This is a genomic window from Pseudoduganella chitinolytica (assembly GCF_029028125.1).
In the GTDB taxonomy this organism is placed as follows: Bacteria; Pseudomonadota; Gammaproteobacteria; order Burkholderiales; family Burkholderiaceae_D; genus Rugamonas; species Rugamonas chitinolytica.
Map to the genome: position 1 here is coordinate 4316125 of NZ_CP119083.1, position 20716 is coordinate 4336840.

The 20716-nt window shown below is 68.2% G+C and carries 17 protein-coding genes; 5 read left to right on the forward strand and 12 right to left on the reverse strand.

Annotated elements, in window-relative coordinates:
- Positions 1–47 precede the first annotated feature (47 nt).
- Positions 48–1286, forward strand: coding sequence for a DUF445 domain-containing protein (locus tag PX653_RS19145; RefSeq protein WP_277414333.1), 1239 nt, complete (start codon positions 48–50; stop codon positions 1284–1286).
- Here the strand turns inward: PX653_RS19145 and PX653_RS19150 are convergent.
- From PX653_RS19150 to PX653_RS19185, 8 genes are all read right to left on the reverse strand, one after another.
- On the reverse strand, positions 1266–3041 hold the full coding sequence (locus tag PX653_RS19150) for a hypothetical protein (RefSeq protein ID WP_277414334.1): 1776 nt from the start codon (positions 3039–3041) through the stop codon (positions 1266–1268). The two genes, PX653_RS19145 and PX653_RS19150, sit on opposite strands and share 21 nt — an antisense overlap.
- Positions 3038–3961, reverse strand: a complete 924-nt coding sequence (locus PX653_RS19155) for a toxin-activating lysine-acyltransferase (RefSeq protein WP_277414335.1) — start codon at positions 3959–3961, stop codon at positions 3038–3040. The genes PX653_RS19150 and PX653_RS19155 overlap by 4 nt, the downstream gene beginning before the upstream one ends.
- Positions 3958–5676, reverse strand: coding sequence for a hypothetical protein (locus tag PX653_RS19160; RefSeq protein WP_277414336.1), 1719 nt, complete (start codon positions 5674–5676; stop codon positions 3958–3960). The genes PX653_RS19155 and PX653_RS19160 overlap by 4 nt, the downstream gene beginning before the upstream one ends.
- Positions 5673–6641: a toxin-activating lysine-acyltransferase gene (locus PX653_RS19165; protein ID WP_277414337.1), complete on the reverse strand. Its 969-nt coding sequence runs from the start codon at positions 6639–6641 to the stop codon at positions 5673–5675. The genes PX653_RS19160 and PX653_RS19165 overlap by 4 nt, the downstream gene beginning before the upstream one ends.
- Before the next feature lie 22 nt (positions 6642–6663).
- The gene (locus tag PX653_RS19170; RefSeq protein ID WP_277414338.1) at positions 6664–8766 is read right to left on the reverse strand and encodes a peptidase domain-containing ABC transporter; all 2103 of its coding nucleotides are present in this window, start codon (positions 8764–8766) and stop codon (positions 6664–6666) included.
- Positions 8763–9887 (reverse strand): TraB/GumN family protein, encoded by a 1125-nt coding sequence (locus tag PX653_RS19175; protein ID WP_277414339.1) that lies wholly within the window; start codon positions 9885–9887, stop codon positions 8763–8765. The genes PX653_RS19170 and PX653_RS19175 overlap by 4 nt, the downstream gene beginning before the upstream one ends.
- A 94-nt stretch (positions 9888–9981) precedes the next feature.
- Positions 9982–10341, reverse strand: coding sequence for a hypothetical protein (locus PX653_RS19180; RefSeq protein ID WP_277414340.1), 360 nt, complete (start codon positions 10339–10341; stop codon positions 9982–9984).
- Between the two features lie 175 nt (positions 10342–10516).
- The gene (locus PX653_RS19185; RefSeq protein WP_277414341.1) at positions 10517–11740 is read right to left on the reverse strand and encodes an HlyD family secretion protein; all 1224 of its coding nucleotides are present in this window, start codon (positions 11738–11740) and stop codon (positions 10517–10519) included.
- A 536-nt stretch (positions 11741–12276) separates the two neighbouring features.
- Here PX653_RS19185 and PX653_RS19190 point away from each other — a divergent pair.
- The 3 genes from PX653_RS19190 to PX653_RS19200 are packed head-to-tail and all read left to right on the forward strand — an operon-like array spanning position 12277 to position 15303.
- The gene (locus tag PX653_RS19190) at positions 12277–13836 is read left to right on the forward strand and encodes an alpha-amylase family glycosyl hydrolase (RefSeq protein WP_277414342.1); all 1560 of its coding nucleotides are present in this window, start codon (positions 12277–12279) and stop codon (positions 13834–13836) included.
- Positions 13836–15020 carry a glycosyltransferase family 4 protein gene (locus PX653_RS19195; protein WP_277414343.1) on the forward strand — a complete coding sequence of 395 codons (1185 nt, stop codon included), beginning with the start codon at positions 13836–13838 and terminating at the stop codon, positions 15018–15020. The genes PX653_RS19190 and PX653_RS19195 overlap by 1 nt, the downstream gene beginning before the upstream one ends.
- A gap of 28 nt (positions 15021–15048) precedes the next feature.
- A complete protein-coding gene (locus PX653_RS19200; protein WP_277414344.1) occupies positions 15049–15303 on the forward strand; it encodes a YkgJ family cysteine cluster protein in 255 nt (84 codons plus the stop codon).
- 24 nt (positions 15304–15327) lie between these two features.
- On the opposite strand, the gene PX653_RS19205 is transcribed toward PX653_RS19200, so the two are convergent.
- The gene (locus PX653_RS19205; protein WP_277414345.1) at positions 15328–15822 is read right to left on the reverse strand and encodes a GNAT family N-acetyltransferase; all 495 of its coding nucleotides are present in this window, start codon (positions 15820–15822) and stop codon (positions 15328–15330) included.
- A gap of 98 nt (positions 15823–15920) precedes the next feature.
- On the opposite strand from PX653_RS19205, the gene PX653_RS19210 reads away from it, so the two are divergent.
- Complete coding sequence (locus PX653_RS19210; RefSeq protein WP_277414346.1) at positions 15921–17024, forward strand: alpha/beta fold hydrolase; 1104 nt, start codon at positions 15921–15923, stop codon at positions 17022–17024.
- Here PX653_RS19210 and PX653_RS19215 read toward each other — a convergent pair whose 3' ends face one another.
- From PX653_RS19215 to PX653_RS19225, 3 genes are all read right to left on the reverse strand, one after another.
- Entirely contained in the window at positions 17025–17267 is a 243-nt protein-coding gene (locus PX653_RS19215) for a hypothetical protein (RefSeq protein ID WP_277414347.1), read from the reverse strand. It lies immediately after the preceding gene.
- A gap of 149 nt (positions 17268–17416) precedes the next feature.
- The gene (locus PX653_RS19220) at positions 17417–18466 is read right to left on the reverse strand and encodes a LacI family DNA-binding transcriptional regulator (protein ID WP_277414348.1); all 1050 of its coding nucleotides are present in this window, start codon (positions 18464–18466) and stop codon (positions 17417–17419) included.
- Positions 18466–20694, reverse strand: coding sequence for a glycoside hydrolase family 3 N-terminal domain-containing protein (locus PX653_RS19225; protein ID WP_277414349.1), 2229 nt, complete (start codon positions 20692–20694; stop codon positions 18466–18468). The genes PX653_RS19220 and PX653_RS19225 overlap by 1 nt, the downstream gene beginning before the upstream one ends.
- Positions 20695–20716: the final 22 nt, after the last annotated feature.

Below are 20716 nucleotides of genomic sequence, written 5' to 3' on the forward strand. Positions count from 1 at the left end.
CCGGCCGATGGGGCACAATCGACCCATCGGAACCCCCGGAGACCAGTGTGCCGCACCAGAATCCGCTGCCGCGCCTCAGGCGCATACGCCGTATCGCCACCTGCCTGCTGGCGCTGATGGCCGTGACGTTCGTGGCCGCGCGGCTGCTGCAGGGCGACTACCCGTGGCTGGGCTTTGTCGCCGCGTTTGCCGAGGCGGCGATGGTGGGCGGCCTGGCCGACTGGTTTGCCGTCACGGCGCTGTTCCGTCATCCGCTGGGCCTGCCGATTCCGCACACGGCCATCATCCCGCGCAACAAGGACCGCATCGGCGCCAATATTGCCGAATTTCTGGAACACAACTTCATTACCCACGAAGTGCTGCAGGAGGAACTGCGCGACGTCGATTTCGCCGGCGTCAGCGCGCGCTGGCTGGCCGAGGACGCCAACAGCCGGGCCGTCGCCGAGCGCCTGGTGGGCACCATCCCGGCCGTCGTCAACATGATCGACGACCGCGATGCCGCGGAGTTCTTCCGCGGCGCGCTGGGATCGAGCTTGAAGGACGTGCGGCTGGCGCCGATCCTCGGCCAGGTGCTGACGGTACTGGTGGCGGGCCGCCAGCACGTGCGCCTGCTGCAAAGGCTGCTGGGGCTGGTCGCAAACGCGCTGGAGGAGAACCGCGGCTACATCCGCCAGAAGGTGCACGACCACAGCCCCAGCTGGATGCCGCGCATGGTCGACGAAAAATTCTTCGAGCGCCTGATGAACGGCATCCAGAGCATCCTCGACGACATGGCGGACGAACACGGCGAATGGCGTGCCCGCTTCCACACGGCCATCGAGGAACTGATCGACGACCTGCAGCATTCGCCCGAGTACGAGGAAAAGCTGCGCACACTGCTGGCCAACGGCCTGCACCACCCGCTGTTCCGCGAGTACGTGGGCAGCGTCTGGACGGACATCCGCGCCCGGCTGCAAAAGGCGGGCACGTCGCCCGACTCGCGCCTGCTGGCCCGCGCCCAGGATGCGCTGCAGGTATTCGCCGCGGCGCTGCAGGAAAACCCGGCGATCCGCACCAAGCTGAACGACTGGCTGCGCGGCTTCGCCATCGCGGCGATCGTCGAACGGCGCAGCCTGATCGTCGCCGTCGTCCAGCGCGTCATCGACAAGTGGGATGCCGAAACCATTTCGCACAAGCTGGAGCAGCAGGTGGGCAGCGACCTGCAGTTCATCCGCATCAACGGCACGCTGGTGGGCGGCGTGGTGGGGCTGCTGCTGTACGTGGCGTCACTGGGGCTGCATGGTTGACGGCGGGGCGGGCCATGGCGCCCGCCACTGGGCCACCGCCCCTTCGAACATGGCCCCGCCGTCGCCGAACACCAGCGCGCAGGCCGTCACGTCGGCAAGGGGCCGCCGCCGCTGTACACCTGCCGGCGCATCGCCCCACTCCTGCACCGCAAAGCGTCGCCCCGTCGCCGTGTGTTCGAACAAGGCATAGCCGCCGGCGCCATTGCGGGCGAAACCGAGCGGTACGGCGTCCACAGGATCGTCCGCGCCGTCGCGCCGGTTGTCCACGATCTGGCGGCAGATGAACGCATCGATGGCCGGCGCTGGCGCACCGGCCAGGCCGGCGCCCAGCGCGCCATGCAAGGTGGCCTTGAGGGTTTCACGGTACAGCGCCGGGCGGCCGCGCGTACGGAACGCGGCGCGCGCAAGGATGTCGGCACCGGTAGCAGGCACGTGGCGCTCAAGCAGGCGACGCAGGCGCACCAGGTGCGGCGGTGGCGTCGCCTGCCAGACTGCCGCGATGTCCCACGGTGTGCGCAGCCCCGGCGTACCGCCGAAAATCGTCGCGTGCTCGCGGCGATAGTGCGAGATCAGCCGCGCGATCGCATCGGCCAGGCTGCCCGGTCCCGCGGCCGCCTGCTCGGCATGCGCGACCGCTTCCGCGCGCGCCCGATCCAGGCCGCACAGGCGCAGGATCTCGACATTGACGACCGCCCGATAACGCTGCCGAGCGGCGTGCAGCAACGCATCGACCGCTGCGGGCGCGGCGAAGGAGGGATCGACATGCCGGCCCCAGTGGCGCGCCAACGCCGGGGCGGCGCGCGACAGCAGCGCCAGCTCGTCGCCAAACGGCAGCTCGCCCCAGATAGTGCCGATGCTGGCCCAGCCGGGCATGGCCGCCATTGCGCCGAAATCCACCAGCCGGCCGTCGAAACAGATATTGGACGTGCTGTCGCCGCAATGCGGCAGGCGGTGTACCCACGCGTAGGCCATCTGCGCAGCCCAGTGCGACCACAATGTGCGGTACAAGGTATCGAGCCCGGCCCGGCCGAAGCAGCGGCTGGCATGGGCGAAAAAGCGCGCCACCCGCGCCTCGTCGTGCGCGCCACCAAGCGGATTGCCGTCGGCGAACTGCACCGCCCGCTCGAAGTGCGCCGGCCGCAGGAACGCCGGCCGGACCAGCAAGGTGCGCGGCTCGCTGCAGGGCGGGTCGGCATCGGGCCAATGCTGGATCAGGCCTGTGTCGAGGATGCCCAACGTGGGCACCGCGCCATGGGGGAACTCCGCGGCCACCAGCTCCGACAGGACCGCCTCGCGCAAGCATTCCTCCAGGTAGGCGCCCCCCGAGGCATGGGCGCGGTCGGTCCCTGCGCCGATCAGCGGCGTGGGCCCCGTCCCCTTGACGTGATAGGCCCCGATGACGGCGGCGCGGCCGCTGCCGCCGTTCTGGCCGATGCCGCTGCCGCCGTAGCGGTCGGCCCAGCCGATCGCTGTACCGCCGGACGGACCGTCCGCCGCCTGCGCATCGCTGACGAACGCCGTCCGCTCGAGCAGATGGTCACCGTAGGCGCCGGTAGCGGCCACGCCAGGCGGCCGGGCCGGGTCATCCTGCAGCGCGCGCGGATTGACCCACACGACGCGGGCGCCGGGCTGGCGATGCAGATGGACCGGGACCTGGTACGTGGTGGCATTGAACAGCTGGCGCGCAGCGGCTTCATCGAGCGCATCGCAGCGCGGGCCGAGGCCGGCAAGGTTGGCGTGAACGGGACCGGTCATGCCGCCACCTCCACACCCACGCTCGCGGCAACGTCGTAACGCAGCAGGTGCCGATGGTCGGCCGCTATCGCGGACGCGTGCGCCGCGCTGCCCAGTACGTCGCCAACACAGCGCAGCGTGCCCGCATTCCACGCTTCAGGGGCCAGCTCGTGCAGCGGGTCGGTGGCGCGCCGGGCCAGCGCGGCGGCGTCCAGCATCGCCCACGTGACGACACCGAGCGGCGCGCCGTCGTCGTCCCGGTACAGCCGATACTGATTCAGGAGCAAAGGCATCCACAAGCGCCGCTGCGCTTGCGCCGCCGTCAGGCCGCCGAACTGGCCGCCTGCACGGGCCAGCGCCATGCAGTGGCCCAGCAGGATCGCCATCCGCAGCGAGGCGTGCGAGCCGTGGGCGAAATTGCGAAACGCCGCCTGCGCCACTGCCGCCTTGACCGCTGCCGCGGCGGCAGGGCAATGGGCGCGCAGCTCGGCACGAGAGACCATCTTGCCGATGCGGCGGCCGTGCTTGTAGCGGAAATAGCCGGCATGGTCGACATGACCGAACAGCCGGTCCTGCAGGGTGCCCAGCACCTGGCGCACGCTGCCGTCGAACGCCACGAAATCGAGGATCCACAAACGCTCGCCGCTGCGTGGCGCCGCCGCCACGGCGGACGTAACGCCATGCCGCAGCAGGTGCCGTTCGGCCTGCGCATCGAGATAGGCGAACGAGACGTAGGCGGCAACGCGGCCGAAGCGGTCGAACAATACCTCGCTCTGGCCCAGCGCCGCCAACGCCAGGCTGCGTTCGGCCAGCTCGCCGAACGATGGGGCCACGGGACCGACGCCGATCAATGCGAAGCCCGCCCGGGCCGCCGCGAGTGCGGCGCCGTCCAGGGTGGGATCGAGGCCCGCGGCCCATTCGTCGAGGCGATACAGTGTCATGCCTGTTCCATTTCGGTCGAAGTCAGCGGCGCTTGTGCCGCCTGGTGGTCGGGTACCGGTCGCAGCGCTACGGCGCCCGCGAACGGTGGCCTGGCCGGATCGGCAAATTGCAGCGATGCGGGAGTCCATCCGGCGATGGGGTGGCGCACGTCCGGCGCGCGCGGGTCGATGGCGAACATGGTGCCGCCCGTGCCCTGGTACAGCGCATAGGAGATCGAGACCCCGGCGGCAAAGCCGATGCAGACTGCGTCCGCGACGTCGCCGCCCGGATCGCGCCGGTTGGCGGCAACGCGCGCGCAAATGATGTCCTCGATGTCACGGCGTGGCGGTACTGCGCCGACACCGGCCGGGTCGAGATGGCGCTGCAGCACCGGCTTGACCCGCTCGCGTAGCAGGCCGTGCCGGGTCGATGCGAAGCGCGCGCAACGCAGCGCGGCGCGTTCGCGTTGCGCGGGCGGCACGATGCCCTCCAGCGCGTCCCGTAGCGGCCGCAACGCATGTGGCACGTGGCTGCTCCACAGTTGTGCGAACTGCCATGGCCTGTGCCGTGGCGCGCCGCGTTCGACCAGCTCGACCTCTTCGCGCTGGCATTCGGCGATCAGGCCCTGCGCGAGGTGCCACCAATCCGCCATGTCGGCGTACCGGACCGCGACGGCGCGATCGACACCGGCCAGGCGCAGCACTTCGATGACGGTAGTACGCCGGAAAGACTGCTCGACCTGCGCGCACAGCGCATCGAGCAGGGCCTCGGTGCCCAAGGCCGCATCGAGGTGGCGCGCGTAATAGTAGGCGTCGCTGCGCAGCACGCGCGGCAGCATGGTCCGCAGCGCTTCGAACGGCACGCGCGCCAGCATCGTGGCGGTATCGGCCCAGGAGGGCACGGCGGAGGTGGCGCCGAAGTCGACCAGCTTGCCGTCCAGGCAGACGTTCGAGATGGTGTTGCTGCCGTGCGGCAGGCGGTGCACGAACGAATACGCCAGCTGCTCGGCCCATTTCGTCCACAACGCGGTGCAGCGCTCGACCAGTTGCGCCTTGCCGAGCAGCGTCGTACCAGCGTCGAACATGTGCCGCACCCGTGCGCTGTCCTGGCTGCCCTCGGTCGGGTTACCGGAGTAAAACGGCACCGCGCGCACGAGGTGGGCCGGTCGCAGGAAACACGGCCGCACGACCAGCACGCGCCGCTCCCGCACCGTGCCCCAGTCCTGCGTCAATCCGGTGTCGAGGATGGCCAGCACCGGTACGGCCGAGTGGGGGAATTCATTGCGCACGACTTCGGCGAAAATCGTCTCGCGCACCGCTTCCTCCAGGTACGCGCCGCCGGAAGCGTGGCTGGCGTCCGTCAGCGCGCTGACCAGTGGCGTGCGGCCGATGCCCTTGACGTGATAGCCGCCCACCACGGCCGCCCTGCCGCTGCCGCCGTTCAGGCCGATCCCCGGACCACCATAGCGGTCGGCATGGGCCGTGACGGTGTCGGCGGCATCGAACGCCGATCCCGGCACTGGCACGGCATAGGCGCAGCGCGACAGCAGGTGGCGTTCGTAGGCCGCCGGCGTTCCGCCCGCCGCCGCGTAGGCCAGATCGTCGGCCGCGACCTGCTGGTTCAGCCACAGCACGCGGGCGTGGCGCAGGCGCTGCAAGGTGACGGGCACGTGCGGCGAGCCGGCGCCGAACAGCAGCGCGCTGGCGTTTTCGTCCAGCCAGGAAACGTCGATCATGCTTGTACTCCTGCCGCGAGATGCGCCGCCTGCCGGGCCACCCAGGCTGCGAGCGCGGTACGATTGCCGCGTCGCGCGGGCTCGGCAAAGGCAGCCTGCGCGGCGTCCGGCCCGAGGTACAACACGGCGTCGTCATGCTCCGGCAGCAGGTCGCCGCCCAGGTCTTCCATGATTTGCGCCTGGGTTGCGGCGGTGGCCAGCACGTCGCACAGGCACAGCACCGAGCCCTCGTTCCACTCCGACACATGGGCCAGGTGCAGCGGCGTCGCGGCCAGCCGCTCCAGCGTCCGGGGCGACAGCCAGGCCCAGGTCACCAGGCCGGCGGGACGGCCCGCCTCGTCGCGATACAGCCGGTACTGGCGCAGGGTGACCAGGTCCCCCAGCGGGAATGCACCGGCCCACAACGGCGAGCGGCCGTGCGGATCGCAGCGCTGCAGCACGGCAAGGCACTCGCCCAGTTCGACGGCGTCGGCAAAGCTGCGCCGGTGGCTGTCCAGCGCATGGGGATTGCGTGTCAGCCCGGGGCCCGTCCGGTCGCCTTGCGGCGCCGCGCGGAAGAAGCTGGTGTTATCCTGCCGCGCCACGTGCTTGGTGATGCGCAACCGGGGCTTGTGACGGATATACGTCGCGGCATCGTGCCGCGCCAGGACGCGGTCGCGCAGGTCGGCCAGGATCGTGCGCAGGCTGCCCCGAAAGGCAAAGAAGTCGTGGATCCGCAATGCCCCGTCCGGTGCCAGGGTCCAGTCGACGAAGCCGGTTTCCCGCCCCATCGCATCGAAATAGAACTCGTACTGGCCCTTGTCCACCGCGGCCAGCATGGGCCGCAGACGCGCAGCCACCTGGGCGCGGCCCCAGCGCGGGCCAAGGAAGCGCAGCGACAGGCCGAGCGCCAATGCCTGGCGCGCCTGGGCGCCGAGCGGGAAGCCGAGCGGGCCGCTCATCTCGGCCAGAGTGAAAACGTTCATTGCGAACTCCTGATCGGATGCGTTAGGCCACCAGTTGGCCGGCGGGTGCGGCACTGTCCTCTGCCACCTTGCCCTGGTACAGCGCCACCACGCGCTGCGCCGCCTGGATGGTTTCGGGCCGGTGCGCCACCATGATGCGGGTCAGCGGCAGGGCAGCCAGCGCCGCATTGACCTTGCGCTCGTTGTGGACGTCGAGATGGCTCGTCGCCTCGTCCAGCGCCAGGATGCGGGGCCGCTTGTACAGCGCGCGGGCCAGCAGCACCCGCTGCTTCTGGCCGCCCGACAGGCTGCTGCCCATGTCGCCGACCAGCGTCTGGTAGCCCATCGGCATGACGCGGATTTCGTCGTGCACCGCCGCTTGCTGCGCGCACTGTTCGGCGAACGCCGTGTCGGCGAGGGTATCGAAAAAGGTGATGTTGTCCAGGATGGACCCGGCCAGCAGCGTGTCGTCCTGCATCACCGTGCCGACGAGGCCGCGGTAGGCGCGGTAGCCGAGCCGGCCGATCGGCACGCCCCCGATCAGCACTTCGCCTTCGGTCGGCTCCAGGAGGCCAAGCAGGATCTTGCACAACGTGGTCTTGCCGCAGCCGGACGGGCCGACCAGCGCGATGCTCTGCCCGGCGGGGATCGCCAGGTCGATGCCGTCGAGGACCCACGGCTCGCCCTCGGCGTAGCGGAACCGGACCCCGCGCAGCGCGATGTCGGCGTCGAGCCGGCTGCAATCGACATCGGTCTCGACTTCCGGTTCGGCCGGCTCCATGACGATGTCGGCCAGGCGCGTCGTGTGCATGCCCAGCAGCCGCACGTTGAAGAACACGTCGATCAGGTTGAAGATGCGGCCCGAGAACGTGCCGGCATAGCTGGTAAAGGCCATCAGCATGCCGACCGACAGGGCATTGCTCATGACCAGGCCGGCACCGATGTAGAACAGCGCCAGGCCCTGTACCGCGAACAGGGCGGTGTTGGCGACCTTGAAAACGATGTCCAGCTTCTGCGTCTTGACCGAACGGTTGATGACATCCTGCTTCAGGTTCAGCCAGCACGCGCGGCGCTCCGCATCGCGGCCGAACAGTTTGATTGCGGGGATCGCCCGCACCGTCTCCAGGAAATGGCTGTTTTCCTTGGCCGACAGGATGATCTGCTCCTGCGACGCTTCCTGGAACGGCTGGTAGAACGCCCAGCGCAGCAAGGCATAAACGGCCACGCCGGCCATGACGACCGCGCTCAGGTAGGGGCTGTAGGCCAGCATGATCCCCAGCGCCAGCAAGGCCATGATGCCGTCGAGCGCGCTCTCGACGAGCAGGCCGGTCAACGTCGACTGGATCGCCCCGATGCTGCCGAAGCGCGATACGATATCGCCCAGATGGCGCTTCTCGAAATACGTCACGGGCAGGCGGGTCATGTGGGTAAAGACCCGGTTGGCCCACTGGAAGCCGATGTCGATACTCCAACGCATCAGGAACCAGCTGCGCGCGAGGCCGATCGCCGTCTGCGTGACCGTCAGCAGGGCAAACCCGGCCACCAGCACGACCAGCAATTCGCGATCGCCACCGACGATCACCTCGTCGATGACGTACTGGTTGAACAGCGGCGCGGCGACAGCGAACAGCTCCAGCACGATCGCCAGGCAGAACACCTGCACCAGTGCCGTGCGCAGGCCGAAGATGCGGCCCGTCAGCTGCCGCACCGACATGCGCCGGGTCTCGTCCACCTGGGTGAATCCGGCGCTGGGCGTCAGCTCGAGCGCGACACCGGTGAAGTGCTGGGACACCGCTTCCAGCGTCAGCTTGCGCTCGCCCACGGCCGGGTCGGCCAAGGTGACCGTCACCACGCCGCCGAGGCCACGATGGACCTTCTTCAGGACGACGAAATGGTTCAGGTCCCAGTGCAGGATGCACGGCAGTTGCAACTCGCCCAGCTCGTCCAGGTCGAGGCGCAACGGCCGCGCCGCCAGCTCCAGCGCGGCGGCGTGGCGCACCAGCTGCGTCAGCGTGACGCCTTTCAGGCTGATGGCAAACCGGCGCCGCAACTCGCTCAACTCGGTGCGATGGCCGAAATGGTCCGCGATCATCGCGAGGCAGGCCAGACCGCACTCGCTTGCCTCCGTCTGCAGGATGGTTTTCACAGGCGGCCCAACGTCGCGCGCAGGCGCTCGCTCCAGGTCGGGGCCAGGAAGGTTTTGGCGATATCGGCCGCGCTGGCGATCGGCGTCACGGTGAAGCCTTGCCCGCGCAATTGCGTGACCAGTCCCGGCTCCACCCTGTCGCCGACGCGCAGGTCGGGAAGGTGCAGCGCGCCCACGATCACGAAGGTGCGTCGGTGTGTGCCGACGGCGCGGACGATCTGCGGCAGCCAGGCGCGGGTGCGTTGGCGCAGCATCAGTTCGACGGTGCCGGCGCTGAAGGCGCTCATCCAGCCGGCCTGCTGCAGCTGGCGTACGTCGGCGGACGACGTGTCGATACTGCAGGGCGTGGCGCGGTCGACGCACGCTAGCTGCGCGGCCAGCACACGGCCCAGCGTGGCGGTCAGCCCGTTCAGGCTTGCATAACCGGGATCGGCAAGCTTCAGGCGCACCAGTGCGGCCGTCTTGTCCACCTTGTCGACCAGGACATCGTGGCGCACGCTCGCGCTGGCGGCGCAGAACTGCAGGCGCAGGGTTTTCAGGCTATCGAGCCCCAGCAAGGTGCGTGGGCCGCCCTTCGCATCGGCACGCAGGCGCAGCGACACACCGCCGCCCTGGCGCGTGATCGCGGCATCATAGGCCGGACCCAGCGTATCGATGGTAAAACGGTCGAGGTAAATCGACGTCAACAAGAATTCGGGCATGAGCTGCCAGTTACTCATCCAGTCCGGCACCGGCAGGCCATTGGCGCGGGTCGCGGCGATCAAAGCGTCGAACGCGGGGCCGAGGCGCGCGGTCTGCCGGTCGCGCGGGTCGCCGGGACAGGGGGCGCCGCGTTCGAACGCCTCGTTACGCATCTGTTCGGGGCCAAAATAGGTCTCCATGACCGCCGTATCGGCCACCGCATAACTGGGTTGGACGACCGTGTCGTAATAGCTGTCGCTCTCGACGGGGGTGGGAAGGTGCGATTCGCCGACCAGCACGGCCTGGGCATCGCCCTTGGCGACCAGCCAGGCGCGCGGCGTGGCGGGGCTGGCGGAAACGATGGCCGGAGAGAGCGCGAAAGTCAGCGACATGGCGAGCGACCAGCCGCGCGAGGCGCGGCGCACGAAAGCAGTATTCATGGGGAAGTGAGAGGTAACGCGAGTAAAGCCGCCCCGCGTTGCGGCGGGGTCGGCTGAGCAGGCGACGGCATGCGGCCGTCGCCCGGCGCACTCCTTAGCGGGAGGACGACGTGGTCGTGCAGCTGCCGCCGATGCAGGTCGTGGTCGTCACGGTGGCGGGACCGTTGTAGCTGCCGCTGGCGCTGACCGGGCCGTAGCCGCCCGAGCCGGAGACCGAGGTGGTCGGCGTCGTGGTGGTCTGGACGAAGACGCCATTACCGGTCGTCGTCACGGTCGAAGTACCGCCTGCGCCGCAGGTCTGGGTGGTCGTGTAGCCGCCGCTGCTGTTGCTGCTTGGCGTGCAGGACGGACCGGACGAGCTGCTGCCGCCACCGAAGAACTCCTCGATCTTGCCGATGATATCCCAGCCGCCGCCAGCTACTTCATCCATCTCTACAGTTGAAATGATACGCATTTTATGTTATTCCTATTCATGGTTTAAGGTACGTATTCCACGGTGTCTTTGCTCGATCCGTTGAAATACGGCATTGCCCCGTGTGCGGTGCTGTCACACAGCACACGGTCTTTCGTTTGCATGGGCGGCTCCGGTTCCGGTGCCGTCCATGCCGACGATGGTTCGGAAAGATCGCTCAGCGATGCGCCACCGCCAGCAGCGGTTCGGCGATCCATTCCCATATCCTGCGCCGGTCCTGCACCAGGTCGGCTTCCAGTGTCATACCCGGCCTTAACGGCTGTTCTTTCCCATACGTGTCAATGCTTTGCCGCGCCAGCTTGACGCGAATGCGGTACAGCGCTTCGCTGCTGTTGAAACCATTGATGTGCTGTTGCGCGTTGCTGAGGATCGTGCTGGCCAGGCTCGGCGGCAATTCCGCCGGCGCGAACGGCGTGGCGCTGACGTCGCTGACGCGGCCCCGCTGCAATCCGAATTTCTGGTACGGGAACGCCTGGTAGCGGATCAGTACTTCCTGGCCCGGCGCCACGAAACCGGCGGTGCGGCTGGGGGCATACAGCTGCACTTCCATTTCGCCCATGCCTGCTTGTTCGCTGGCCGACGGGATGACGGTGCCGAGCACGTGGCCGGCAGTGACCGCCTGCCCGACGCGAGACGTCAGCGTCGTCAGGACGCCGGAGGCGCGTGCGCTGACGATCACGGATTTGCGCGAACGGTTTTCCGCCGCTTCCTGGGCCAGGCTGGAGCGAGCCCGTTCGAGCTGGGTCAGTTCGCCGGCAAGCGCCATGTCCAGTGCGCGCAGCTCTGCCTCCACGTTGCGTCGGCTCGCCCGCAGCTGGATCGTGTTGCGTTCGATATTGTTGATGCGCCCCGCCAGGTCGAGAAGGTCTTCCTGCTTCTGCTGCATCTGCGCGGACGACACGTAGCCGCTGCCCTGCAGCGCCTCGTACTGCTTCACGCCACGTTCGGCCAGCTGGTAGCGCCGCTGCGCCAGCGCCAACTCGGCGTCCACCTGGCCGGCTTCGGCCTTCAGGCTCTCCAACCGTTCCTGCAATGCCTGCTGACGTTCGCTGGTCTGGGCCACGCGCAGCCGGCGCTCCGTGTCGAGGCTGTTCTGGCGCACGGCCAGCTGCTCGGAAACGATTGCCGATACCTCGCCGGCGCCCGACTGGCGTTCCGTCGACAGTTCGAACAGCGGCTGCCCGGCGCGCACAAAGCGGCCTTCCGGTACGAAGCTCGCGACCAGCACACCGGCGCTGGGTGCGGCGATGCCGATGCTGCCGCCAGCGGGCACGGTCACGCCTGCCACCCGGGCCTTGCTGGTGACGCTGCCGGCAACGCCGAATGCCACGAAGCCGATACCGATCGCCAGCGTGGCCAGCGTGATCCACCACGCCGACAATGGCTGTGCCAGGCGAATGGCGCCAAGGTGTCCGCCATTGCGCTCCGTAATTACTTCATTTCGGAATAATGGTGTCGCCGGCGTGTCGGAATGCGTTGCAGCGGTCAAAAGCGTCTCTTATCGTTATATTGTTTTCGGTCCCGGGCCTTTATTGGCTCTTTGGGACATTCCTGCGCCACCCTTGCCTGGGATACCCATCTCCGCATGTTTCTGTTACTGCATTACAGAAAAGGAGACCTATTCAGGCGGCAATTGTAGCCTCACAACAGAGGACATCGTCATAGCGCAACGCCGCCATGATGCGTGGTACCAACGTAAGTCACGGCCACGCCTCCCCCTTTGGAGAGAGCGAAATATACAGGATAGAAGTTGCAAAATACTCTCCAAATGTAACGCAACTACACGATTTGTGAAATTGCAACACAAGATATAAAAATACATCATCGGCCTTTTTTTCACGCCGGTTCGCCTGCTATGATCCCCGCCTTTTCGTACCGTCCTTTGGGCCGGCCAGCTTTATCGAACGAGAAAGGCGCATGGTGGCCGCTTCTACCAACAATATTTCGCGTGATCCATTTCCCGCCAATCCGATCGTCTATTTCCTGATGACCGACCGCTTCCACGCCGCTGGCGATGCGGGGCTGGGAAGCTACGGACGGCCAGTGGACCGTGCCGGCATCGGCACCTTCCATGGGGGCAATTTCGCCGGCGTGACACAGAAGCTGCGCGACGGCTGGTTCTCTCGCCTCGGCATCAATGCCATCTGGATCAGCGCGCCCTATGAGCAGGTACATGGCTGGGTCCAGGGCAACGAAGGGTTTGCGCACGAGCCGTACCACGGCTACTGGCCGCTGGACTTCACCTGCGTCGACCGCAACTTTGGCGACATGTCGTCGTTGCGCGAACTGGTCGACACCGCCCATGGCGCGGGCATCGCCGTCATCCTGGACGTCGCCATGAGCCATGTCGGCTACGTGACGCGTCCGGACGGCTACCCGCCCATCGGCACGGGCCTGCCGGCCTGCTGGGGTCCCGACTGGGTGCGCGCGGACGTGCCGGGTTACCTGCCGGGCGGTGAGGACGACCTGACGCGCATCCATTTCGACCTGCCCAAGCTGCGCACCGAGTGCAACGCCGCCGTGACACTGCCGGCGGCGCTGCGCGCCAAGCCGGACACCCGCGCCGTCGACCTGGAGGCGACGCCGGTGCGCGGCTACCTCGTCCAGTGGCTGTCGCGCTGGGTACGGGACTTCGGCATCGACGGGTTTCGTTGCGATTCGGCCCGCCACGTCGATTTGCGTTGCTGGTCCGAGTTGAAACAGGCGTCCGACGCCGCCTTGAGCGGCTGGCGCAACGAACACGGTGACAGTGGCACCGCGCGCTTCTGGATGGTCGCCGAGGCGTACGGGCATGGATTGCAACGCAGCGCCTATTTCGACGGGGGCTTCGACAGTGTGCTGAACTTCGACTTCCAGCACGAGATCGAAACACTGCTGGCCGACGCCGATACCGTCACCCCGTTCGGTCGTGGCCTGATGTGGCGCCGCCTGGACAAGCTGTTTGCACGCTATGCCACCGAACTGGCCAACGGACAACACGACGTGCTGTCCTACCTGTCGTCGCACGATACGGGCTTGTTCTGCCGTGACCGGCTGCGCCTCGGCGCGAGCGCATTGATGCTGCTGCCGGGCGGCGTCCAGGTTTTCTATGGCGACGAGACCGCGCGGCCGCCGCTGGCATCGAGCGATCCGGCGCAAGCCGCCCGGTCCGACATGAACTGGGACAGCGTCGACGAGGCGCTGCTGGCGCACTGGCAGCGCCTGGGCAGGTTCCGCAGCGCTCACGTGGCCCTGGCGCGCGGCGCGCATCGGCGGCTCTGCATGGAGCCCTACGTGTTTGCCCGCGCCGATGCGGCCAGCGGCGACACGGTATTGGTGGCCTGGGGCCCCGGCCAGGCACGCGTCTGCGTCGGTAGCGTGTTTGCAGACGGTACCCGGTTGCGCGATGCGGGCAGCGGCGCGACGTGGGAAGTCATGGACGGCCATGTGGAACTGGCGGTGGACGAACTGCTGCTGCTGGAAACGTACGAGGATTGATGATGAAATCAGGTAAGCGCATCGACGCGTTGATGATCGGCTGGGAATTCCCGCCCCATATCTCGGGTGGCCTCGGCACGGCCTGCTTCGGCCTGACGCAAGGCGCGGCGGCAATGGGCGAAATCCGCACGACCTTCGCCCTGCCGCGCCTGTCCGGAGACGAGGACGACCGCCACGTCCGCCTGGTGTCCGCCGGGGTGCCCGTGCGCGATGGTGCCGCCCGCCCGTCGTCATACAGCGGCGCCGTTCTCGACGAGGTGCTGCGCTACGGAACGCATGCGGAGCAGATCCTGGCTGGCGCCGGCCATTTCGACGTCATCCATGCGCACGACTGGTTGACGGCGCCGGTCGCCACGCGGCTCAAGGAACTCACCGGCAAGCCGCTGGTATTGCATGTGCACTCGACCGAATACGATCGTTCCGGCGCGGCCGTCGACGGCGCGATCCTGGCGATCGAGACCGCGGCACTGCAGCAGGCCGATCGCATCGTGGCGGTCAGCGAGCGCACGCGCGCCCACCTGGTCGAGCGCTACGGCGTGCCTGCCGCGCGCATTGCCGTCGTCTACAACGGTATCGAACTTGGCCCGGCGCCGGCGCGCAACGCCGCCGGCGACGCCCCCGTGATCGCGTTCCTCGGCCGCGTCACACAGCAGAAGGGACCGGCGTATTTCCTGCACGCGGCGGCCGCCGCATCGCGCCGGATGCCGGGGCTACGATTCGTGCTGGCGGGCGACGGCGACCAGCTCCCCGCCATGCGGGCGTTGGCCGCGCAACTGGACATCGCCCGCCAGGTCACCTTCACGGGATTCCTCGACAGCGAGGGGATCGAGCACCTGTTCGCCTGCAGCGACGCGTTTGTCATGCCATCCGTTTCCGAGCCGTTCGGCATTGTCGCGCTGGAAGCCGTCAACGCGGGCGTGCCGGTGATCCTGTCACGCACGGCAGGCGTGGCGGAACTGCTGGCGCACGCACGCAAGGTCGATCACGACGACGTCGCCGCCATCGCCCAGGCGATGCTCGAGATCGTCGGCGACCCTGTCCTGGCACGTCAGTTGCGCGAAGGCGCCCGCCGCGATGCCGCCGAGATCAGCTGGCAACGCGCGGCCATCGCTCTGGCGGACGTCTATCGGCAGGCCTGCCGGGATCACGCAACGCAAACGGGCGCGCTGCCTTCGGTAGAATAGGCACCTGAACCACCACGACGATCCTCCGATGAACTGCCGCGACCACTGCGGTGCCTGCTGCACCGCGCCTTCCATCACCAGCCCCATCCCCGGTATGCCCAACGGCAAGCCGGCCGGCGTGCGCTGCATCCAGCTCGACGACGCCAACCGCTGCCGCATTTTCGGCAAGCCGGAACGGCCGGCGTTCTGCGGCGGCTTGCAGCCGTCGGCGGAGATGTGCGGGGCCAGTCGCGAATATGCGCTGCACTGGCTGGGGGAGCTGGAGCGGGCGACGGCACCGTAGCCACAACGCCCGGGGCAGCCCGCGTTAGCGCGCAGCCCACGCCATCTTCTGCACCGAAATCTCCGGATGGCTCTCCAGCGGCTCCCACTCTGGCAGGAACGCAAAGCCCTGGCGCAGGTACAGGTTGGCGGCGCTGGTGTTTTCCGGCGCAACGTCCAGCACGACGCGTCGGTGCCCCTTCGCCAGCGCGCGCGCCTTGAGCGCGTCGATCAACCCACCCGCCAAGCCGCGCCCCCGGTAGTCCGGCTGGACCCACATCGCGATCAGGTTGTATCCCTCTTTCGCGCTGACGACGCCGGCGACGATGCCGACGGCCTGCTCGCCGTCGAACGCCAGCACATACTCGGCCCGGTCGGTGCCGGCGGCGCGCGTCTGCCATTGTTCATCGCTGTAGGCGACGGCAGATGCGTGCGTGACGCCGAAGGCGGTCGGGGCATCGCGCAGCGCGGCCAGGCGGATGGCTTTCAGGGCGCGCCAGTCGGCGGCGGTCGTGGGACGGATCGTCATCGGCATGGTCATCGGCATTCTTGTCAATATAAACCCCATCTTCGCATTGCCGCCGAGCTGACGCAATGCCGCGCTATCATCGCGTCATCACCAAAAAATGGGAGGCGGCGATGACGAAACGATGGTTGGCGACGTTACTGATCCTGGCGGCGACGCATGCCGGTGCCGACGATGCGGCCGATGCGCAGGCTTACCGCAAATCCCGCGCCGCCGTGGCGGACCTGACGCGCATCGTCGCGCCGGAAGGCGTGCAGGAATCGTACAAGGCGGCCATCGGCGGCATCGATCAGTGGCTGTACGTGCGCGGCCAGGACAAGGCCAACCCCATCATCCTGTTCGTCCACGGTGGCCCCGCCTCGCCCGTGATCCCGACCGCGTGGCAGTTCCAGCGTCCGCTCGAGGAGTACTTCACGGTGGTGAACTGGGACCAGCGCGGTGCCGGCCTGACCTACCGTGACAATCCGCAGGACCAGGTGGCGGGCACGCTGAAGGTGGCGCGCTACGTCGACGACACCATCGAAGTGGCCGAACACCTGCGCAAGAAATACGGCAAGGCCAAGGTGATCCTGATGGCGCACAGCTGGGGCACCGTGCCCGCCATGGGCGCCGCGCTGAAACGGCCCGACCTGTTCCACGGCTACGTGGGGCTGGGCCAGGTGATCAGCACGCGCGAGAATGAGCGCATCAGCTTCGAGTACGCGCTGGCGCAGGCGCACAAGCTGGGCAACCGGGAGGCGCTGAAGGAGCTGCAGTCGATCGCCCCCTATCCGGGCGACCAGCCCATCACGCGCGAACGCATCATCACCGCGCGCAAGTGGCCGCAGCACTACGGCGGCCTGTCGGCCTACCGGAGCGAATCCCCTTATTTCTTCGGCGGACCGCGCCTGTCGCCCGACTACCGGCCGGAGGATGTGGCGACGATCGACCAGGGCAGCCAGTTTACGCTGGACCGGCTGCTGCCGGAATTCGTCACGGTCGACTACAGCAAGATTGCGACCTTTCCTATCCCGGTCGTGATGTTCCTGGGCCGGCACGACTACACGACACCGACGGCGCCTACCGAAGCATGGCTGCGCCAGGTGAAGGCGCCGTACAAGCAGGCCGTGTGGTTCGAACACTCGGCCCATATGATTCCGTGGGAGGAGCCGGGCAAGACGCTGGTCAGCCTGCTGCGCTACGTGCGGCCGCTGGCGGAGGGCAAGGTGCCGCACTGATCATGGCATGGTCAGGTTGAGACCGATCCTGCTGACAAGGAAGTAGGTGATGAGCCCCAGGCCCAGCAGGGCCAGCAGGAAAGCCGCGGCCACCTGGCCGGCGGCACGCAGCACCGCGCGCTTCTCCTTCTGCTTGTCCGTCTCCTTGTTCCCCCGGTCGTAATGCCACTTGATGGCGAAGAACATGCCGATGCCCAGCACGAGCACCTTGAAGGTAACGAAGACTATCGGGATCCAATCCATGATTCTTGAGTATTCCTGGCCGTTGTTTGGCAGACGCACTTGCGACGACGCAGGGGCATACTACTTGAAAGCGATGCCCATGCAGCCGGACAAAATGTCCCAGTTGGCAATCCCGCCAGGATAACGATTTGCTTATCTGGCGGGCTTCCCTACGTCGTTCCGCGCTCGACGATGGTGAAGCCCACGTCGCACACCGGCTGCGCCACCGCCCGGCCCTCGGCGCGCTGCATGATATAGCGCGCGGCGGTGGCGCCGATCAGCGTGCCGTCGACGCGCACCGTCGTCAGCGCCGGGTGCAGGTCGCGCGACAGCGCGAGGTCGCCCATGCCGACGATGGCCAGTTGCCCCGGCACGGCGATGCCCTGCGCCTGCGCCTCGATCAGCACGCCCAGCGCCACCAGGTCGGAGCTGCAGAAGATCGCATCGATGGCGGGCGCTTGCGCCAGCAGCGCGCGCAGGCCGGCACGTCCGCTTTCGACAGTGCTGGGTGCCGGCACCACCTGCTGCGCCAGGGCGCCGGGGCCGGCGATGCCCAGCGAGGCCGCCGCCGCCGCAAAGGCGCCATGGCGGCGGATCGCGCGCTCGTCGCCCGCCGTGATGGCGGCCACGTGGCGGCGGGCGCGCCGGTGCAGGAAATGTGCGACAGCCGCACCCAACTGCTCGTGCGAGAAACCGACCAGCATGTCGACGGGATTGGGCGTCAGGTCCCACGTCTCGACGACGGGGATGCCGCTGGCGACGAGGCGGCGGCGCGCCAGCGGCGAATGCATGATGCCGGTCAGGATGACGCCATCGGGCCGGCGCGCGATGATCGCTTCCAGCAGGGCATCGGCGCGCGTGCCCGCATAGCCGGCCTGGCCCAGCATCATCTGGTAGCCATGGGCGGCCAGCGTGTCGGTCAGGGCCTGCACCGTTTCCAGGAACACGGAGCCGGTGATCGTGGGCACGACGGCGGCCACCAGCCGGCTGCGGCGCGACGCCAGGCCGCCGGCCAGCAGGTTCGGTACGTAGCCGGTGCGTTCGACGGCGTCCTTGACGCGCGCCAGGATCGCTTCCGACACCGCTTCCGGCGTGTTGAGCGCGCGCGACGCGGTGATCGGCGCCACGTTGGCCAGCCGGGCGACGTCGCGCAATGTCAGGCTGCTGCCCTTGCTGCGGCGGCGCTTCGGTGCGGGCCGGTCAATATCGTGCTCCGCCATCACTCCTCCCGCAGCCGCAGCGCGCCCCGCAGCCGGATGTCATCGGCAGCGCTGCCCACCATGAGGTGGAACTCGCCCGGCTCGGCGACCCAGCGCAGGCGGCTGTCGAAGAAGGCCAGCGTGTCGCGCTCGATCTTGAACGTGACCCGCTGGCGCTCGCCGGGCCGCAACGTCACCTTGCGAAAGCCCTTCAGTTCCTTCAGCGGCCGCACGGTGGAGGCAACCAGGTCGCGCACGTACAACTGCGCGATCTCGGTGCCGACTACCGGCCCCGTGTTGGCCAGGTCGAACGACAACGTGGCGGTCTGCCCGTTGGCCAGCGTGGGCCGGTCGAGCGCGAGGTTCGAGTAGGCGAACGTCGTGTAGCTCAGGCCATGGCCGAACGCGTAGCGCGGCGTGTTGGGCGAGTCGATATAGGCGGAGCGGTAGACGATGTCCCGTTCGTCCGTGACCGGCCGCCCGGTCGCATACTGGGCGTACGGCAGCGGCAACTGGCCCACGCTTCGCGGAAAGCCGATCGGCAGCCTGGCGGACGGGTTGTAGTCGCCGAACAGCACGTTCGCCACTGCGTTACCCCCTTCCGAGCCGGGGAACCAAGCGAACAGGATCGCATCGGCGCGGTTGGCGATGTCCTCGAAGATCAGCGGCCGGCCGCCCAGCAGCACCGCGACGATGGGCCTGCCGGTCCCCTTCAGCGCGGCAAACAGTTCGTTCTGCCGGCCCGGCAGGCCAAGGTCCGTGCGCGACTTGGCTTCCCCGCTCATGTCCCAGGTCTCGCCGACGGCCAGCACGATCACGTCCGCTTCGGCGGCCGTGGCGACCGCCTGTGCAAAGCCGGCGTCGCTGGCGCAGCCGGGCGCACAGGCCTGCGCGTAGGTGACGTCGGCCCCCCTGGCACGGGCGCGGATGCCGGCCAGGATCGTGACGACGTCGGCCCGCACGTCCTCCACCACCCAGCCCCCCTCCAGGTCGCGCCTGGAATCGGCCAGCGGGCCGATGACGGCGATACGGCGCGGGCCCGCCGCCAGCGGCAACGTCCGGCGTTCGTTCTTCAGCAGCACGATGGACTTCTGCGCCACGTCGCGCGCGACGGCGCGATGGCTGGCATCGGCCAGCACGGCCCGTTCGCGCCGTGCATCCGTGAAGCGGTAGGGATCCTCGAACAGGCCCAGCTCGAACTTCTTTGCCAGCACGCGCCGCACGGCGTCGTCCACCGCTTTCACGTCCACCTTGCCGTCCCTGACCGCCTGCTCCAGGTGGTTGACGTAGGCCTCCCCTTCCATGTCCATGTCGCTGCCGGCGTTGACTGCCTTGACGGCCGCGTCGCCAAGGTCGCTGGCGTAGCCGTGCGCCACCATCTCCTTGACGGACGCCCAGTCGCTGACGACGAAGCCGTCGAAGCGCCAGTCGCCTTTCAGGATGTCGCGCTGCAGGTAGCTGCTCCCGGTCGCAGGTACGCCATTGAGCGTATTGAACGAATTCATGAACGTGGCCACGCCCGCGTCGAGCGCCGCCTTGAACGGCGGCAGGTAGACTTCATGCAGCTGCTGCGGGCTCAGGTCCACGGCGTTGTAGTCGCGGCCGGCGATCGCCGCGCCGTAGGCCGCGAAATGCTTGGCGGTGGCCATCACCCGGTCGGTCGCGCCCAACTTCGTCCCCTGGAAGCCGCGCACCCGCGCCCGGGCGATCTGCGCGCCCAGGTACGGATCCTCGCCGGCGCCTTCCATCACGCGCCCCCAGCGGGGGTCGCGCCCGACGTCGACCATCGGCGCGAACGTCCAGTGCACGCCGGCGGCGGCGGCTTCGCGCGCGGCAATGCGGGCCGCAGCCTCGATGGCCTCCAGGTCCCACGACGCCGCCTCGCCCAGCGGCACCGGAAACACGGTCTTGTAGCCATGGATGACGTCGAGGCCGAACAGCAGCGGAATCTTGAGGCGCGACTGCAGGGCCAGCGCCTGCATTGCGCGCGTCTCGGCGGCGCCATGGACGTTGAGCAGCGATCCCACCTTGCCGGCGCGGATATCGGCCAGCTGGCTGGCGCGTCCCGCTGCCTGCGGGCCCGTGGCCGCGCGCCCCGTCAGCTGGTTCAGCTGGCCGATCTTCTCCTGCAGCGTCATGCGCGCCAGCAGGGCTTCCACCCGCGCGCCGACCTGCGCATCGGCCGCCTGCGCCGTGGCGGGCAGCGCCAGCAGCGCGAGCAGATACGCAGCCATGGACCGTACCGTCATCGTGTGTCTCCTTGTTTGTCGT

What these genes read in the sequence shown, in the direction of transcription:
- PX653_RS19165 (WP_277414337.1), bottom strand. Translation starts at nt 6,641, where the DNA reads ATGAACGTTTTCACTCTGGCCGAGATGAGCGGCCCGCTCGGCTTCCCG.
- PX653_RS19220 (WP_277414348.1), bottom strand. Translation starts at nt 18,466, where the DNA reads ATGGCGGAGCACGATATTGACCGGCCCGCACCGAAGCGCCGCCGCAGC.
- PX653_RS19155 (WP_277414335.1), bottom strand. Translation starts at nt 3,961, where the DNA reads ATGACACTGTATCGCCTCGACGAATGGGCCGCGGGCCTCGATCCCACC.
- PX653_RS19160 (WP_277414336.1), bottom strand. Translation starts at nt 5,676, where the DNA reads ATGATCGACGTTTCCTGGCTGGACGAAAACGCCAGCGCGCTGCTGTTC.
- PX653_RS19205 (WP_277414345.1), bottom strand. Translation starts at nt 15,822, where the DNA reads ATGACCATGCCGATGACGATCCGTCCCACGACCGCCGCCGACTGGCGC.
- PX653_RS19175 (WP_277414339.1), bottom strand. Translation starts at nt 9,887, where the DNA reads ATGAATACTGCTTTCGTGCGCCGCGCCTCGCGCGGCTGGTCGCTCGCC.
- PX653_RS19190 (WP_277414342.1), top strand. Translation starts at nt 12,277, where the DNA reads ATGGTGGCCGCTTCTACCAACAATATTTCGCGTGATCCATTTCCCGCC.
- PX653_RS19150 (WP_277414334.1), bottom strand. Translation starts at nt 3,041, where the DNA reads ATGACCGGTCCCGTTCACGCCAACCTTGCCGGCCTCGGCCCGCGCTGC.
- PX653_RS19195 (WP_277414343.1), top strand. Translation starts at nt 13,836, where the DNA reads ATGATGAAATCAGGTAAGCGCATCGACGCGTTGATGATCGGCTGGGAA.
- PX653_RS19180 (WP_277414340.1), bottom strand. Translation starts at nt 10,341, where the DNA reads ATGCGTATCATTTCAACTGTAGAGATGGATGAAGTAGCTGGCGGCGGC.
- PX653_RS19225 (WP_277414349.1), bottom strand. Translation starts at nt 20,694, where the DNA reads ATGACGGTACGGTCCATGGCTGCGTATCTGCTCGCGCTGCTGGCGCTG.
- PX653_RS19215 (WP_277414347.1), bottom strand. Translation starts at nt 17,267, where the DNA reads ATGGATTGGATCCCGATAGTCTTCGTTACCTTCAAGGTGCTCGTGCTG.
- PX653_RS19210 (WP_277414346.1), top strand. Translation starts at nt 15,921, where the DNA reads ATGACGAAACGATGGTTGGCGACGTTACTGATCCTGGCGGCGACGCAT.
- PX653_RS19200 (WP_277414344.1), top strand. Translation starts at nt 15,049, where the DNA reads ATGAACTGCCGCGACCACTGCGGTGCCTGCTGCACCGCGCCTTCCATC.